Annotated in this window: 15 protein-coding genes and 1 tRNA gene; 13 read left to right on the forward strand and 3 right to left on the reverse strand. The window is 69.9% G+C overall.

Annotated elements, in window-relative coordinates:
* The first annotated feature begins 158 nt into the window (after window positions 1-158).
* Window positions 159-617, forward strand: coding sequence for a GatB/YqeY domain-containing protein (locus CTJ15_RS22825; protein ID WP_058389838.1), 459 nt, complete (start codon window positions 159-161; stop codon window positions 615-617).
* A gap of 49 nt (window positions 618-666) precedes the next feature.
* On the opposite strand, the gene CTJ15_RS22830 is transcribed toward CTJ15_RS22825, so the two are convergent.
* Window positions 667-1,062: a host attachment family protein gene (locus tag CTJ15_RS22830; RefSeq protein WP_058389839.1), complete on the reverse strand. Its 396-nt coding sequence runs from the start codon at window positions 1,060-1,062 to the stop codon at window positions 667-669.
* A gap of 317 nt (window positions 1,063-1,379) precedes the next feature.
* Between CTJ15_RS22830 and dnaG the strand changes: the two genes are divergently transcribed.
* The 9 genes from dnaG to CTJ15_RS22875 all read left to right on the forward strand — a co-directional run bounded on the left by dnaG (window position 1,380) and on the right by CTJ15_RS22875 (window position 11,142).
* Window positions 1,380-3,212, forward strand: a complete 1,833-nt coding sequence (gene dnaG / locus CTJ15_RS22835; RefSeq protein ID WP_369924213.1) for a DNA primase — start codon at window positions 1,380-1,382, stop codon at window positions 3,210-3,212.
* A gap of 132 nt (window positions 3,213-3,344) precedes the next feature.
* Entirely contained in the window at window positions 3,345-5,264 is a 1,920-nt protein-coding gene (rpoD, locus tag CTJ15_RS22840; RefSeq protein WP_019459462.1) for an RNA polymerase sigma factor RpoD, read from the forward strand.
* Between the two features lie 2 nt (window positions 5,265-5,266).
* A complete protein-coding gene (locus CTJ15_RS22845) occupies window positions 5,267-5,851 on the forward strand; it encodes a GNAT family N-acetyltransferase (protein WP_099782046.1) in 585 nt (194 codons plus the stop codon).
* Window positions 5,852-6,010: 159 nt separating this feature from the next.
* A complete protein-coding gene (locus tag CTJ15_RS22850; RefSeq protein WP_019459460.1) occupies window positions 6,011-6,325 on the forward strand; it encodes a ribbon-helix-helix domain-containing protein in 315 nt (104 codons plus the stop codon).
* Window positions 6,326-6,368: 43 nt separating this feature from the next.
* Window positions 6,369-6,815 carry a cytochrome c family protein gene (locus tag CTJ15_RS22855; protein ID WP_226946034.1) on the forward strand — a complete coding sequence of 149 codons (447 nt, stop codon included), beginning with the start codon at window positions 6,369-6,371 and terminating at the stop codon, window positions 6,813-6,815.
* On the forward strand, window positions 6,815-7,210 hold the full coding sequence (locus CTJ15_RS22860; RefSeq protein ID WP_019459458.1) for a VOC family protein: 396 nt from the start codon (window positions 6,815-6,817) through the stop codon (window positions 7,208-7,210). The genes CTJ15_RS22855 and CTJ15_RS22860 overlap by 1 nt, the downstream gene beginning before the upstream one ends.
* A gap of 58 nt (window positions 7,211-7,268) precedes the next feature.
* Window positions 7,269-7,817, forward strand: a complete 549-nt coding sequence (locus tag CTJ15_RS22865) for a Twin-arginine translocation pathway signal (protein ID WP_099782047.1) — start codon at window positions 7,269-7,271, stop codon at window positions 7,815-7,817.
* 19 nt (window positions 7,818-7,836) lie between these two features.
* On the forward strand, window positions 7,837-9,405 hold the full coding sequence (locus tag CTJ15_RS22870; RefSeq protein ID WP_099782048.1) for a GMC family oxidoreductase: 1,569 nt from the start codon (window positions 7,837-7,839) through the stop codon (window positions 9,403-9,405).
* Window positions 9,406-9,792: 387 nt separating this feature from the next.
* Window positions 9,793-11,142, forward strand: a complete 1,350-nt coding sequence (locus tag CTJ15_RS22875) for an SLC13 family permease (RefSeq protein ID WP_019459455.1) — start codon at window positions 9,793-9,795, stop codon at window positions 11,140-11,142.
* Window positions 11,143-11,361: 219 nt separating this feature from the next.
* On the opposite strand, the gene argC is transcribed toward CTJ15_RS22875, so the two are convergent.
* Window positions 11,362-12,339, reverse strand: a complete 978-nt coding sequence (gene argC / locus CTJ15_RS22880; protein ID WP_019459454.1) for an N-acetyl-gamma-glutamyl-phosphate reductase — start codon at window positions 12,337-12,339, stop codon at window positions 11,362-11,364.
* A gap of 412 nt (window positions 12,340-12,751) precedes the next feature.
* Window positions 12,752-13,282: an inorganic diphosphatase gene (ppa, locus tag CTJ15_RS22885; protein WP_019459453.1), complete on the reverse strand. Its 531-nt coding sequence runs from the start codon at window positions 13,280-13,282 to the stop codon at window positions 12,752-12,754.
* A 198-nt stretch (window positions 13,283-13,480) separates the two neighbouring features.
* On the opposite strand from ppa, the gene CTJ15_RS22890 reads away from it, so the two are divergent.
* The 3 genes from CTJ15_RS22890 (at window position 13,481) to CTJ15_RS22900 (ending at window position 15,629) form a co-directional block, all read left to right on the forward strand.
* On the forward strand, window positions 13,481-14,743 hold the full coding sequence (locus tag CTJ15_RS22890) for a homoserine O-acetyltransferase (protein WP_075821374.1): 1,263 nt from the start codon (window positions 13,481-13,483) through the stop codon (window positions 14,741-14,743).
* A gap of 14 nt (window positions 14,744-14,757) precedes the next feature.
* Window positions 14,758-14,830: transfer RNA gene (locus CTJ15_RS22895), tRNA-Ile, on the forward strand.
* Between the two features lie 52 nt (window positions 14,831-14,882).
* Window positions 14,883-15,629 (forward strand): sulfite exporter TauE/SafE family protein, encoded by a 747-nt coding sequence (locus CTJ15_RS22900; protein ID WP_058389713.1) that lies wholly within the window; start codon window positions 14,883-14,885, stop codon window positions 15,627-15,629.
* The last annotated feature ends 13 nt before the right edge of the window (window positions 15,630-15,642 follow it).

The raw sequence follows: 15,642 nt of genomic DNA on the forward strand, positions 1-15,642 counted from the left end.
GCTTTCCCAAGTCAAAGAAATCCCGCGCGAGCCTGGGAAAAAACTTCCCAAATTTCCTTCCAGGCAGGGCGGGTGGGAAGTTTCCGCCTGGACCGGCTCCTTGTCGCGGGAGCCGGCCGGCGGGCATCGACGCCAGAACGAGGTAAGGAGAGGGCCAGATGGACCTTCGCAGCCGATTCACCGAGGAACTCAAGGCCTCCATGCGTGCGGGCGACGCCGCCCGTACCTCCACGCTGCGCATGATCATGGCGAAGCTGAAGGATACCGACATCGCTGCCCGTCCTTCGGGCGTGGACAAGGTGCCGGACGAGCAGGTCGTCGCCATGTTGCGCGGCATGGCCAAGAGCCGGCGCGAGAGCGTGGAGATGTACCGCCAGGGCAACCGCCCCGAGCTGGCGGCGAAGGAGGAGGCCGAGATCGCGGTGATCGAGGGCTTCCTGCCGCAGCAAATGGACGAAGCCGCGACCACGGCGGCGGTGGAGGCGGCGATCGTCGAGACCGGGGCCAGCTCGATCAAGGAGATGGGCAAGGTCATGGCGGCGCTGAAGGCGAAGCACGCGGCGACGCTGGACATGGCCAAGGTCGGCCCGATCGTGAAGGCGAAGCTGGGCGGCTGACGGCGCCCCCTGTGGAAAAGGCGGCACGCGCCGCCTTTTCCCGGAGGGTTCAGCGCAGCGCCGCGGCGATGTCTTCCGGCGTGTGGTTGGTCAGGTCCTTGTCCAGCGACTTCACGACGCTCGACTCGACCGTCTTGTGCATCGCCTCGCGGAGCTGGCCCAGGGTCTGCGGGTCGGCCACCACCACCAGGGCCTCGAAGCCGTTCTGCTGCTTCATGGCCTGGAGGGTCTGGGCGATCTGCTTCACGAAGGTGGCCTCGCCGGTCTCCTTGGGCGACTGGTCCTCGGGACGGGAACCGGAGGGGCCCTGCGCAGAGAATTCGGGGGAAAGGCGGTTTTCCTCGCGCAGCGTGATCTCGCCGTTCCGGCCGGTATTGCGGAACAGCAGGGCCTTTTTGCCATCGGCCACCAGGATCAGGGCGTTGTGGGGGATTTCCAGGGCCATGTGGCTTCTCCGTGTCTTGGCGCGCGCGACGGGGCAGGGCGCCCCGGTCGTCCGCAGACAACGCGGCAGCGGGGCGAAAGCTGGGGCCGGCCGGTGGTTTTCTGGAGCGGCGTTGCGGCCCCGGTGGGTCTGAACCCTGCGGCACCCCGTAGGTCAAAACCTACTATAAACCTACTATAGAGGTAGATCCGACCTACACGGGACAGCACGCCGCCCTGGCGGATGATGGCCCGCAACGACGACCCGCAAAGGAGGAGGCGATAGCCCTCCCGCCCGCCTTCCTGGAAGAACTCCGCGCCCGGACGCCCCTGCCCTCGCTGGTCGGGCGGCGGGTCAAGCTCACGCGCAACGGCCGCCAGTGGAAGGGCTGCTGCCCTTTCCACAACGAGAAGACGCCGTCCTTCTATGTCTATGACGACCACTACCACTGCTTCGGCTGCGGCGCGCATGGCGATGCCCTGTCCTTCCTCATGGGCACGGAGGGGGCGAGCTTCCGCGACGCGGTGGAGCGGCTGGCGGGCGAGGCCGGGCTGGAGGTGCCGAAGGAGAGCCCCCGCCAGGTGGAGCGCGAGGCCCGGGCACGCGACCTGCACGAGGTCATGGAGGCGGCCTGTGGCGTGATGCGCCGCTGGCTGCGCGAGGCCGAGGGGCGGGAGGCGCTGGACTACCTGCGGCGGCGTGGGCTGGGCGAGGACACGATCGACCGCTTCGGCCTGGGCTGGTCCGGCTCCTCGCGCGGGGCACTGGCGGCGGCGATGAAGGAGCTGGGGGTCGAGGCGGCGCGGCTGGCCGAGACCGGGCTGCTGCGGGCCAACGAACGTGACGGCGGATACAGCGGCTTCTTCTTCAACCGCGTCATGTTCCCGATCCGCGACCGGCGGGGGCGGATCGTCTCCTTCGGCGGCCGCATCCTGGGCGACGGGCAGCCGAAATACCTGAACGGGCCGGAGACCGAGCTCTTCTCGAAGCGGCGCAACCTCTATGGCTTCGATCTGGCGCGGGAGGCGGCATTCCGGGGCCGGGTGCTCGTGGCGGTGGAGGGTTACATGGATGTGATCGCCCTGCACCAGGCGGGCTTCGACGGCGCCGTGGCCCCCCTGGGAACCGCGCTGACGGAAGACCAACTGGGGGAAATGTGGAGAGCGTCCCCCGAACCGGTGCTCTGCTTCGACGGCGACGCGGCCGGGGCGCGCGCTGCGGCCCGCACGGCCGAGATCGCCCTGCCGCTGCTCTCGCCCGAACGCTCGCTGCGCTTCGCCACCCTGCCGGCGGGGGAGGACCCCGACACGCTGGTGGTGAAGCAGGGACCGGCCGCCTTCCAGGCGGTGCTGGACAAGGCGCGGCCGCTGCATGAATCGCTCTACGACATCCTGGATGCCGGCCGTTCCTCGGGCACGCCGGAACAGCGGGCGGCGCTGCGCAACGACCTCGCGGCCGCGGCGGCGAAGATCCCGGACAAGGCCCTGGCCTCGGAATACCGCTCGGCCCTGCTCGACCGCTTCTTCGCCACCCGCTCGCGGAACCGGCCGGGCTTCGCCCCCGGTGGGGCCCTTGGCGGCGGCGCTTCCAGGGCACGCGTCGGGGAAGGGGAATGGCGCGGCGGACGCAACGGCGCCCGCTTCGGCCGCCCGCCCCCGGTGCGGATCGAGCGGCGACCGGTGGATGCCGATGCCGCGCGGGTGGAACAGGCCCGCTGCCTGCTGGCGATCATCCTCGCCCATCCCTGGGTGCTGGACGAGGTGGAGGAGGCCTGCGCCCTGCTGGAACTGCCGCCCGGCCCCTGCCAGTCGCTGCGACAGGGGCTGCTCGGCTGGCATGGCTCCTCCCCGGGGAGCTCACGAATGCTTGACAGCGCGACTCTGCTCGCCCACCTGCACGCGGCTGAGCTGGGGGAAGCCCATGCCTGGGCGGCGCGTGCGACCGGATTGCCGGCGGCAGCGCGGCCGGAGGCCCAGCCGGCGGAGGTTTTGGCCGCGTGGTGGCACTTCTATGCCCTGCTGCGGGGAAAGGACGCCTTGATCGAGGACCGGCGCCTGGCTCTGGAGGACTGGATCGCGACCAACGATCCGGCCGCCGAGCGGCGGGCCTACCGTCTGAAGGAGGCGTTGGACGCCGTCCAGCGCGGGGAGACCGGCCTGGACGGGCTGTGAGGGTTGAGTGGTCCTGCCCCCCTGTGCGCCGCCTGCGGCGGCCGGGGAGCGGGCGGACCATATAGGGTAGAGGCAATTCGCGTGGGGTTCCGGCGGTCAGGCGTCGGGCCCCGCGCCTTTCGGAGGCTCGGAATGGCAACGAAGACCGCGAACGGGACGGAAACGACCGAGAACCGCGACGAGCAGGTCGAGGGCGTGCTCCTCGATGCCGTGACCTCGATGGTGAAGAAGCTGATCGCCCGGGGCAAGGAGCGCGGCTACATCACCATCGACGACTTCAACCAGGCGCTCCCCTCCGAGCAGGTGTCCTCCGAGCTGATCGAGGACACGATGGCCATGCTGAACGAGGCGGGCATCAACGTCGTCGAGGCCGAGGACGGCGCCGAGGAGGAGGTGGCCGAGAAGAAGGCCACCGAGGAAGAGGAAGGCGCCGAGGCCGAGGACGAGGAAGCCGGCGGCAACGTCAACGAGGAGACGATGGGCCGCACCGACGATCCGGTGCGGATGTACCTGCGCGAGATGGGCAGCGTCGAGCTGCTGTCGCGCGAAGGCGAGATCGCCATCGCAAAGCGCATCGAGGCCGGGCGCGACATGATGATCGGCGGCCTCTGCGAGAGCCCGCTGACCTTCAAGGCCATCCTCGGCTGGTACGAGGACATCAAGGCCGGGCGCATGCTGCTGCGCGACGTGATCGACCTGGAGGCGACTGCGGCGGGCGACAGCGACGCCCCGCCGCCGGCCGAGGTCGAGGAGGTCGAGGAAGGCGAGGAGGGCGAGGGCATCGGCCTGTCGCTTTCCGCGCTGGAGGAGAAGCTGCGCCCCGAGGTCCTGGCCAATTTCGAGGCCATCGAGGAGACCCTGGGCAAGCTCGACAAGCTGTCGAGCAAGCGCATGGAGGCCTATACCGCCGGCGACGACCTGAACGGCCGTTCCGAGAAGACCTACGAGAAGCAGCGCGTCGAGCTGGTGGCGCTGATCGAGAAGGTGCGGCTGCACAACAACCGCATCGAGGAGCTGGTGGACCAGCTCAAGGGGCTGAACCGGCGCCTGACCACCTTCGAGGGACAGGTGATGCGCATGGCGCTGGCCTCCAAGGTCAAGCGCGAGGACTTCCTGCAGCACTGGAGCGGCAACGAGCTGGACCCGGGCTGGATGGACCGGGTGAACAGCCTGCCGGGCAAGTACTGGAAGGCCTTCGTCGCCAAGAGCCGCGACGATGTCGAGGCGGTGCGCGCCGAGATCGCCAAGACCGCCAACCAGACCGGCCTGCCGGTCGCCGAGTTCAGGCGCGTCTATGCCACGGTGAGCCGCGGCGAGCGCGACATGACCCAGGCGAAGAAGGAGATGATCGAGGCCAACCTGCGTCTCGTGATCTCCATCGCCAAGAAGTACACGAACCGCGGCCTGCAGTTCCTGGACCTGATCCAGGAGGGCAACATCGGGCTGATGAAGGCGGTGGACAAGTTTGAGTACCGCCGCGGCTACAAGTTCAGCACCTATGCCACCTGGTGGATACGGCAGGCGATCACGCGCTCCATCGCCGACCAGGCGCGGACCATCCGCATCCCCGTGCACATGATCGAGACGATCAACAAGCTGGTCCGCACCAGCCGCCAGATGCTGCACGAGATCGGGCGGGAGCCGCAGCCGGAGGAGCTGGCCGAGAAGCTCGGCATGCCGCTGGAGAAGGTCCGCAAGGTCCTCAAGATCGCCAAGGAGCCGATCTCCCTGGAGACGCCGATCGGCGACGAGGAGGACAGCCACCTGGGCGACTTCATCGAGGACAAGGCGGCCATCATCCCGCTGGATGCCGCGATCCAGACCAACCTGCGCGAGGCCACCACCCGCGTCCTGTCCAGCCTGACGCCGCGCGAGGAGCGCGTGCTGCGCATGCGCTTCGGCATCGGCATGAACACGGACCACACGCTGGAGGAGGTCGGGCAGCAGTTCAACGTGACGCGCGAGCGCATCCGGCAGATCGAGGCGAAGGCGCTGCGCAAGCTCAAGCACCCGAGCCGGAGCCGGAAGCTGCGCTCCTTCCTGGACAGCTGATCATGTCGGTCCGCGCGCTGGGGCCGCATGGCATCACGCCGGTGACGGTGGAGGTCACCTTCCTGCGCATGGACCGGCCCCCCGCCACCCCCGCGCGTTCCCTGCCCGGGGATGTGCGGATGGAGGTGGCGGAGCGCTGCACGGTGCCCTTCTATCGCTACCTCTACGACAATGTCGGCGGGGAGTACCTGTGGTGGTTCCGGCGCACCGTGCCGGACAACCACCTGCGGGAGATCCTGGCCAGCCCGGCCATCTCGATCCACGTGCTCTACCGCGACGGGGAGCCGGCCGGGTTCTACGAGCTGGAGCGGCGGGCGAACCGCAGCATCAACCTCGCCTATTTCGGGCTGATGCCGCAGGCGGTGGGGCAGGGGCTCGGCCGCGCCTTCCTGCGCCACGCGGTGGACACGGCCTGGGGCGAGGGCTGCGAGCTGCTCACCGTGAACACCTGCACCGCCGACCATCTGCGCGCCCTGCCGAACTACATCGCGGCGGGCTTCGTGCCGTTGCGCCGGGTGCGGGAGGAATGGCCCGTGCCGGATTCCGCCGGGCTCTCCGTGCCGTCCTGGCTGCGCGGGCGGGGCTGAGGCTTCCCCCGCGGCGCCGGTCCGAAGGGAAGAGTGACGAATTTCTCATCTCCCGCCCGCCCGGCCGTACCATGTCCTTTGTTGCATCCTCCGCGCGGCGCGGCAGGATGAGCGGCCAAGGGCCGGAAACGGGCCCGGGCCAGCAGGAGAGCCGCGTCCATGTGCAACCTCTACGCATCCCAGGAGCCGGATACCTATGCCTGCGAAACGCGGGCGGTCCGGCTGAGCGGGCATTGCACCAGCATCCGGCTGGAGTCCGCCTTCTGGGAGATCCTGGAAGAGATCGCGCTTTCCGAGGGCAGCACGGTGGGCCGCTTCGTTTCCAGCCTGCATGACGAGGTGATGGAACGGCGCGGAGAGGTCGGGAACTTCGCCTCGCTGCTGCGCGTGACCTGCACCCTCTGGCTGCGCCAGCGGCGGCTGGAGCGGGACGGAGCGCGGGAAAATCCCCGGCGCGACTACGCTATAGCCTGATACCACCCGTTCCCCGGTGCCGGCGCCTAGTCTCGCCGGCAAGATGGGATTCAAGGTTTTCCGGGCGCTGGGCGCCCTTTCGATTGCCGCCGCCATGGCCATCGGCCCTGGGCCCGTGCCGGGGCAGGCCCAGGCCCAGGCCCAGGCCCAGGCCCAGGCCCAGGCCCAGGCCCAGGCCCAGGCTCAGACGCCGCCGGACGGCGCGACGCTGTTCAAGCGGCAATGCGGCGTCTGCCACACGGCCGGGGCCGGCGAGCCGAACCGGCAGGGACCGAACCTGCATGGCGTGGTCGGCCGCACGGCCGGCAAGCTGGAGGGCTTCCGCTACTCCCCCGCCCTTGCGGCGTCGGACCTGCAATGGAACGCCGCCACGTTGGATGCCTGGCTGGTGGACAGCGCCAGGCTCGTGCCCGGCTCCGTGATGCCGTACCGGCAGGCCAACCCCGCCATCCGCGGGGCGATCATCGACTGGCTGAAAGAGGGGAACTGATGGCCAAGCCCATCCACAGCATGATCCGTGTGCGCGACGAGGCGCGCTCGCTCGACTTCTATCGCCGCGCCTTCGGGCTGGAGGTGGCGGAGCGGCTGGCCTTCGACGGCTTCACGCTGATCTACCTGAGCAACCCGGAAAGCGAGTTCGAGCTGGAGCTGACGGTCAACGACGGCCGCGCCGAGCCCTATCAGCTCGGCGACGGCTACGGCCATCTCGCCGTCTCGGTGGAGGACCTGGAGGCCGAGCATGCGCGCTTCGAGCGCGAGGGCCTTTCCCCCCTGCCGCTGAAGGAGCTGAAGCATGAGGGCAGGCCGCTGGCGCGGTTCTTCTTCGTGCAGGACCCGGACGGCTACCGGATCGAGGTGCTGCAGCGGGGAGGCCGCTTCCGCTGATGTGAGTGTTTCGAGGAGCAGGGGCGGCAACAGCCCCGATGATGGGAGGAGAACGAGAATGAGGGAAGTGGACAAGCGGCTGCGTTCGACGCGCCGGATCTTCCTGCGCGGCGCGGCCACGGCGGTTCCCGCGGCCGCCGTGGCCGCCACGCTCTTCACGGCGGAGGCGAGCTGGGCGGCGGAGGCCCGGAACCTCAGGCCGCGCACCCTGGTGGTGCTGGCGAAGCTGGCGCGAGACATCTATCCGCACGACCGCATCCCGGACCGGCTCTATGCCAGCGCCGTGCTCCCCTATGACGACAAGGCGGGCAAGGACGCGGCGCTGCGGACGCTGCTGGAGGAAGGCGTGGACCGGCTCGATGCGGATTCCAGGATCCGCTACGGCGGCAACGACTATCTGAGTCTGAACTGGGAGCGCGACCGCCTGCCGCTGCTCTACGGGATCGAGCGGACGCCCTTCTTCCAGAAGGTGCGCGCCGATCTCGTGGTCGCCTTCTACAACCAGCAGGATGTCTGGACCAAGCTCGGCTACGAGGGCTCCAGCGCGGAATACGGCGGCTACATCAACCGCGGCTTCAACGACATCGACTGGCTGCCGTCGGCCTGAGCGGCGGGGAGGATTCGAGATGGCGAATTTCGACCTGAACGACGACAGCCTCGTCGTGATCGTGGGCTCCGGCGCCGGCGGTGGCACGCTCGGCAACGAGCTGGCGCAGAAGGGCGTGAAGGTGGTGATCCTGGAGGCGGGCAGCCGCTACGAGATCCAGGACTTCGTCAACGACGAGTGGGAAAGCTTCGCCCAGCTCGCCTGGACGGACATGCGCACCACCACCGGCTCCTGGCGCGTGGCGCGGGACTTCCCGAACCTGCCGGCCTGGATCGTGAAGGCGGTGGGCGGTACCACCACGCACTGGGCGGGCGCCTCGCTGCGCTTCCAGGACTACGAGTTCAAGGCGCGCACGACCTACGGCAAGGTGGACGGTGCCAACCTGCTCGACTGGCCGATCACGCTGGCGGAGATGGCGCCCTACTACGCCCGGGCCGAGGACAAGATGGGCGTGACCGGCACCAACGGCATCCCGCGCCTGCCGGGCAACAACAACTTCAAGGTGATGGCGGCGGGCGCGAAGAAGCTCGGCTACCAGGAAGTGCACACCGGCAACATGGCGATCAACAGCCAGCCGCGCGCCGGGCGGGGGAACTGCCAGCAGATCGGCTTCTGCTTCCAGGGCTGCAAGTCGGGCGCCAAGTGGTCCACCCTGTACACCGAGATCCCGGCGGGCGAGGCCACCGGCAACCTCGAAGTCCGACCCGACTGCATGGTGCTGACGATCGAGCACGATGCGAAGGGCAAGGCGACCGGCGTGATCTATGCCGATGCCCAGGGCAGCCACCACCGGCAGAAGGCGCGCGTGGTCTGCGTCGCGGGGAATTCGATCGAGAGCCCGCGCCTGCTGCTCAACAGCGCGTCCTCGCTGTTCCCGGACGGGATGGCCAATTCCTCGGGCCAGGTCGGGCGCAACTACATGCGGCACCTGACCGCCAGCGTCTATGGCATGTTCGAGAAGCCGGTGCACATGTACCGCGGCACCACCATGGCCGGCATCGTGCGCGACGAGGCGCACCACAAGCCGGAGCGCGGCTTCGTCGGCGGCTACGAGATGGAGACGCTCTCGCTCGGCGTGCCCTTCATGGCAGCCTTCCTGGACCCCGGCGGCTGGGGGCGGGGCTTCACCTCGGCGCTGGACGGCTATGACCGGATGGCGGGGATGTGGATCGTGGGCGAGGACATGCCGCAGGAAACCAACCGCATCACGCTGGACCCCAAGGCGAAGGACAAGCACGGGTTGCCGGTGGCGCGGGTGAACTTCGACGACCATGCCAACGACATCGCGATGCGTGAGCACGGCTACCGTCAGGGCAGCGCGATCTACGACGCGGTGGGGGCGACGCGGGTGTTCCACACCACCGCCTATCCCTCCACCCACAACATGGGCACTAACCGGATGAGCGAGAGGCCGCGCGACGGCGTGGTGGACCGCAACGGCAAGGCGCACGACCTGCCGAACCTGTATGTCTCGGATGGCAGCCAGTTCACCAGCGGTGCGGCCTGCAACCCGTCGCTGACCATCGTGGCGCTGGCGATCCGCCAGGCGGAGCATCTGACGAGCCGGATGTCGCGCGGCGAGGTGTAAGGCGAGCGCCGGGGGCCTCTCCCCGGCACCATAGAGGGCCGGAAGGCCCGGCGGTGTGGCCCCGCGGGAGCGATCCCGCGGGGCTTTCTCGTTGCGCAAGGCTGCCGTGCTGGCTCGCGCCCGGTATGCAGTGGATGGCCTGTTGGGTGGAAATTTATACGTTATGAACAGGTGAATGTAGTTTTGTATATCGAAACGGCTCAAGGACGTGATCTAGTATTCCGGATCGCCGTGGACGGGCATTCCTGAAACCACGGCGAGGATGAACGAAGGCCCCGGGCGAACCGGGCCTCGCCGGAGGAGTGTTCCATGAGCAACCGACCCGCATCCCGGGCGGGCGGCGTAATGCCGTCCGCGTACCCCGCCCCCCACGGGCGCGCCTGACCGATGGGCGCGCAGACCGCCGCCATCGCCGGGCTCGTGGTGATGTTCATCGTCGCCACCGTCCTGCCGATCAACATGGGGGCGCTGGCCTTTGCCCTGGCCTTCCTGGTTGGCACCGTCTTCATGGGCCTGCGGGCCGACCAGATCATCGCGGGCTTTCCCGGCGATCTCTTCGTGACGCTGGTCGGCATCACCTATCTCTTCGCGATCGCGCAGAAGAACGGGACCATCGACTTCCTGGTCCATTCCGCCGTGCGCATGGTGCGCGGCCGCATCGCGGCGATTCCCTGGATCATGTTCACCGTGGCGGCCTGCCTGACGGCGGTGGGGGCGGTGAGCCCGGCGGCGGTGGCGATCCTGGCGCCCGTGGCGCTGCAGTTCGCGCGGCAGTACGGGATCAACCCGCTGATGATGGGCCTGCTGGTGATCCACGGCGCCCAGGGCGGCGGCTTCTCGCCGATCAGCATCTACGGCGGCATCACCAACCAGATCGTCGCGCGCTCGGGCATTCCCGGCGACGAGATGGTGGTCTTCCTGGCCAGCCTTGTCTTCAACCTGCTGGTGGCCATCGCCGTCTTCTTCGCCTTCGGTGGGCTGAGGCTGCTGCGCCAAAAGGCCGGGGCGGGGGCCGAGCCCGGCCCCGAGCCGGCGCTGGGCCGCGACGGGCCGGCGGCGGAACTCCAGATCGAGGGCTACGGCACCAGCCCGGCTGCGCAGATCACCGCCCCCTCGCGCCTCGTGCCCGGCGGCCAGCGCGTGACGACGGAGCAGATGCTGACGCTGGCGGGCCTCCTTGCCCTGGCGGTGGGGGCGCTGGCCTTCAACCTCAATGTCGGGCTGGTGGCGATCTCGGTGGCGGTGGTGCTCGCCCTGATCTCGCCCAACGAGCAGAAGAACGCCGTGGACAAGATCAGCTGGTCCGCCGTGTTGCTGGTGGGCGGGGTAATCACCTATATCGCGGTGCTGCAGCGCTCTGGCGCCATCGACTCGCTGGGCCAGGGCGTGTCCGGCATCGGCGCGCCGCTGCTGGCGGCCCTGCTGCTCTGCTATGTGGGCGGCATCGTTTCCGCCTTCGCCTCCTCGGTCGCGGTGCTGGGCGCCACCATCCCGCTGGCGGTGCCGTTCCTGCAACAGGGCGAGATCGGCCCGGTAGGCATGATCGCGGCCCTGGCGATCTCCTCCACCGTGGTGGATGTCAGCCCCTTCTCGACCAACGGCGCGCTGGTGGTGGCGAATGCCCCGCCGGAGGAGCGCGACAGCGTCTACAAGCGCTTCCTGGCCTACAGCATCCTAGTGATCATCGCCGGGCCTGCCCTGGCCTGGCTGATGCTGGTGGTGCCCGGCTGGTTCTGAGGCAACCGCCGCGCGGCGGGACCGGGCACCCTGTCACGGGGCGTCCGGCGAGTCCGGGGCGGGCGTCGAGCCCGCCATGTCCCGGGCCCTGCTGGAGCCATGTGCCCCGGCAGGGCCCGGTGGCCGGCGGAACTGTCACGTCGAGGCCGGACGGGAACGGGGCCAGATGGACCAGGGTCAGGCGAAATCAGGGCCGGACAGAATCAGGGCCGGACAGAATCAGGGCCAGACGGGCGCGCCCTCCAGCCCCGCGGTTTCCGGCAGGCCGCAGATCAGGTTCGCGTTCTGCACCGCCTGTCCGGCCGCGCCCTTGCCGAGATTGTCGACCACGCCCATCGCGATCACCAGCTCGCGCTCCGGATCGGCCGCGTAGCTGACAAAGGCGAGGTTCGAGCCGGTCGCCCACTTGGTCTGCGGCGGCCGGTCGGTCACGCGGACGAAGGCCCGTCCGGCATAGAAGCGCCGCGCCGCGTCCAGGCACCGCTCCGTGGTGACGCGGCCGCGGCAGTAGAGGGTGGCGAGCAGGCCGCGGGTCATCGGCACCAGGTGCGGCGTGAACACCAGCCCGGCCGCGCTGCCGCCGCTCAGCCGCTCGATCGTCCGCTCCATCTCGGGCATGTGGACGTGCCGAAGCAGGCCGTAGGGCACGAGATTCTCGTTGCTCTCGGCATAGCCGAACCGGCTGTCGGCGCCGCCCCGCCCCGCACCGGAGATGCCCGTCTTGGCATCGATCACGATGCGCCCGGGCTCGACCAGCCCTTCGGCCAGAAGCGGTGCCAACGGGGTCAGCACCGCCGACGGGAAGCAGCCGGGATTGGCGACGCGACGCTGTCCCTCGATCCGTTCCGGCCAGATATCGGCGAGGCCGTAGGCCCAGCCCTCGGCATAGCGGTGGTCGCCGCCGATATCGACGATCTTCACCTCCGGGCGGACGCGCGCCAGCGCCTCGGCCGAGCTGCCGGTGGGCAGCGAGGCGAAGAGCAGGTCCAGATCCGGCAGGGCCGCGGGGTCCCAGCGCTCGATCACCATCCCGGCGAGCTTCGCCGGCGCGCCGGGAAAGCGGTCTCCCAGCCGGCTGCCCGCGCTGCCCTCGCCCGCGGCATGGACAAGCTCGAAGGACGGGTGGCCCGCGATCAGGCGCATCGCCTCGCCGCCGCCGAAGCCGCTGATCCCGACAATACCGACGCGAATGCTCATGCTGATGTCCTGCTGCTGGAGGGAGGGCAAAGAAAAACCCCCGGAGCCGGAGGCTGCGGGGGTTCGGAGATGCGGGCGGATGCCGCCTCGGGGGTGAGGACCGCTAGGGAGCGAGTCTCGCCGGGGGAGGGGCCTGTCTGCACGCAGCCACGAGAGCCGCCGCTGGAAAGCAGCGACGGCGTCGGCTCGCGGTGCGGAGACGGAACTCACCCATGGGGCCTACGGTATGGGCTCGTCCGGACACCTGTCAACGAAGGGCGGCCATGTTGCGATCCTCGGCGTGGCCGCACCGGGTCGGGCCCGTGAGAGACCCCGCCGGTCCGGGAGCGGGAGGGCGTGTCCATGCCCTCCACCACCGTCCGGGCCATGCGTGTCCGCCGGCCCGTCCGGCAGCGCCGCGGGAAAACGGGCCTTACTTGCTCTCGCCGGCGGCGGCGATGCCGCGCTCGACCAGGGCCAGGGCCTGTTCCTTGGTGCCCCAGCCGGTGACCTTCACCCACTTGCCGGGCTCCAGGTCCTTGTAGCGAGTGAAGAAGTGCTCGATCTGCTGACGCAGCAGGACGGGCAGGTCGTCCACCGTCTGGACCTCGGTGAAGAGCGTGGTGATCTTGTCGTGCGGCACGGCGACCAGCTTCTCGTCCTGGCCGGCCTCGTCCTCCATCAGCAGCACGCCGATCGGGCGCACGCGGATGGTGGCGCCGGGCACCACCGGGGCGGGGGTCAGCACCAGCACGTCGGTCGGGTCGCCGTCATCGGCCACGGTGCCGGGGATGAAGCCATAGGCGGCCGGATAGGCCATGGGCGTGAACAGGAAGCGGTCCACCACGATGGCGCCGCTGTCCTTGTCCAGCTCGTACTTCACCTGCGAGCCCGGGGGGATCTCCACCACCACGTTGATGTCGTGCGGCGGTGCCTTGCCGGTCGGGATCTTGCTGGCGTTCATGCGGGTCCTGCCGAGGAATGGAGCCAAGAGGCGGCCGGGGCTGGTCCCGGTCCACCGTCTCCGCCCCCCTAGCAGCAATGGGCCGTCTTCGCCACCGCACAGGCTGGCGAGGCGCCCGCATTGCGGCGGCGGGCGGCTTGCGCGGGGAAGGGGGCGGCGGCAGCATCGCCGCCCAGAACGCGCGATCCAGGAATCGTCATGACGCCGCGCCGCATGTTGCCTCCCCTTCTCCTCGGCCTCGCCGCCGCGCTGCGCGGCATCCTGCCGGCCCAGGCCCAGAGTGCTGCCCAGAACGCTGCCCCGGGCCAGGCCCCGGCTTCCTCCGACCCGGCGGGCGAACTCGCGCTGGTGGAAAGGAAGAACTTCGAGATCGCGGGCTTCACCACGCGCGGTGGCGCCACGGTCGGGCGGATGCGCATCGGCTACCAGACCGCGGGCACGCTGGACGCGGCGGGCGGCAATGCCGTGCTGATCACCCACCCCTTCGTCGCCAATGGCCAGGCCTTCGGCCGCAACGATGCGAACGGGCCGCTGGGCTGGTGGGACGCGATCATCGGGCCGGGCAAGCCGATCGACACCAACCGCTTCTTCGTGGTGGCGAGCGACACGCCGGCCAATCTCTATGTGCGGGAAAGCCGCACCACCAGCACCGGGCCCGCCAGCGTCGATCCCTCCACCGGGCGGCCCTACGGGATGAGCTTCCCGGTGCTGTCGATCCGCGACTTCGTGGAGGTGCAGAAGGGGCTGCTGGACAGCCTGGGGGTGAAGCGGCTGGCGCTGGTGGCCGGACCCTCGATGGGGGCGATGCAGGCCATCGAATGGGCGGCGGCCTATCCCGCCCTTGTGGACCGGGTGATGCCCGTGATGCCGATCGGCCGGATGGATGCCTGGCTGCAGGCCTGGATGGAGATCTGGGAGGCGCCGATCCGGGCTGATCCCAACTGGCGCAACGGCGACTACTACGTCCAGGGGCGCGAGCCGCCGTTGCGCGGGCTGACCGACGCGCTGCGGATCATCGCGCTGCAGACCCAGGACCGGGCGGCGCTGTCGCGCTTCGACGGGCGGGCGGCGGAGGGGCAGGACCCGGCGCGCAGGATGACGGACACGGTGGCGGTCGATCCCTACCTGACCGAGATCGCCACGGGGCGGGCAAAGCTCGCCGATGCCAACTCCTTCCTCTACCTGACCCGGGCGATGCAGCTCTTTCTCAACGAATACCCCGACACGCGTGCGGCGCTGTCGCAGGGCAAGGCCTCCTGGCTGCTGGTGCCGGGGGAGCGGGACCGGCTCTTCCCGATCGAGTATGCGCGGGAACTGGAGGGCGTGCTGAAGGGGCTGGGCCGGCCGGTGCGGCTGGAGGCGCTCGACGGGCCGCAGGGACATGGCGAGTGGCTGACCGGCATCGCCGGGGCGGAGGAGGCGATCCGGGCCTTTCTTGCCGAGGCGCCGCGAGCCCCTTAAACCGGCCTCGCGGAGGGCCGGTAGCTCAACGGTTAGAGCTGGCCGCTCATAACGGCTTGGTTGCGGGTTCGATTCCTGCCCGGCCCATCCGCCTTTGCCCGCGCCGCGACGGCGCCGCCGGCCGGGACGGGATGGCTTCGTGATCGCGCTCCAACTGCCGCACACCCTGCCGCTGCTGGCCACGCTGCTCACCGCCGCGCTGGCCGGGCTGGCGCGCGGCTTCTCCGGCTTCGGCTCGGCCCTGATCTTCATCCCCCTGGCCAGTGCGGTGCTGGAGCCGAGGTTGGCCGCGCCGCTGCTGGTCCTGGTGGACAATGCCACGGCCTTTCCCCTGGTTCCGGCCGCCTGGCGCACGGCGGCACGGCGGGAGGTCGCCTGCCTGACCGCCGGGGCGCTGCTCGGCGCACCCCTGGGGGCCTGGCTGCTGCTGCGGATGGACCCGGTGGCGCTGCGCTGGGGCATGTGCGCCCTGGCGGTGGCGATGCTGGCTCTGCTGGCCTCCGGGTGGCGCTATCACGGCCGCCCGGCCCTGCCGCTCTCGCTGGCCGTCGGGGCCGGGTCGGGGCTCTTCTCCGGCCTGGCGCAGATGGGTGGGCCGCCGGTGGTGGCCTACTGGCTCGGCGGCGCGATCCCGGCCGCGAGGGTGCGGGCGAACATCGTGCTGTTCTTCGCCACAAGCGGGGTCATCAGCATGGCCGTCTATCTCCTCGCCGGGCTGCTGACCGGGGAGGTGCTGGTGCTGGCGGCGCTGATGGCGCCGGGCTACGCGCTGGGCCTGTGGTGCGGCAGCCGCATGTTCGGCCGGGCGAGCGAGACCCTGTTCCGGCGGATCTGCTTCGGGTTGATCGCCCTGGCGGCGGCGATCGGGTTGCCGCTCTGGGGGTAGGGCGCTGCCACTG

This window comes from Roseomonas sp. FDAARGOS_362, from assembly GCF_002754815.1.
GTDB classification, from domain to species: Bacteria; Pseudomonadota; Alphaproteobacteria; order Acetobacterales; family Acetobacteraceae; genus Roseomonas; species Roseomonas mucosa.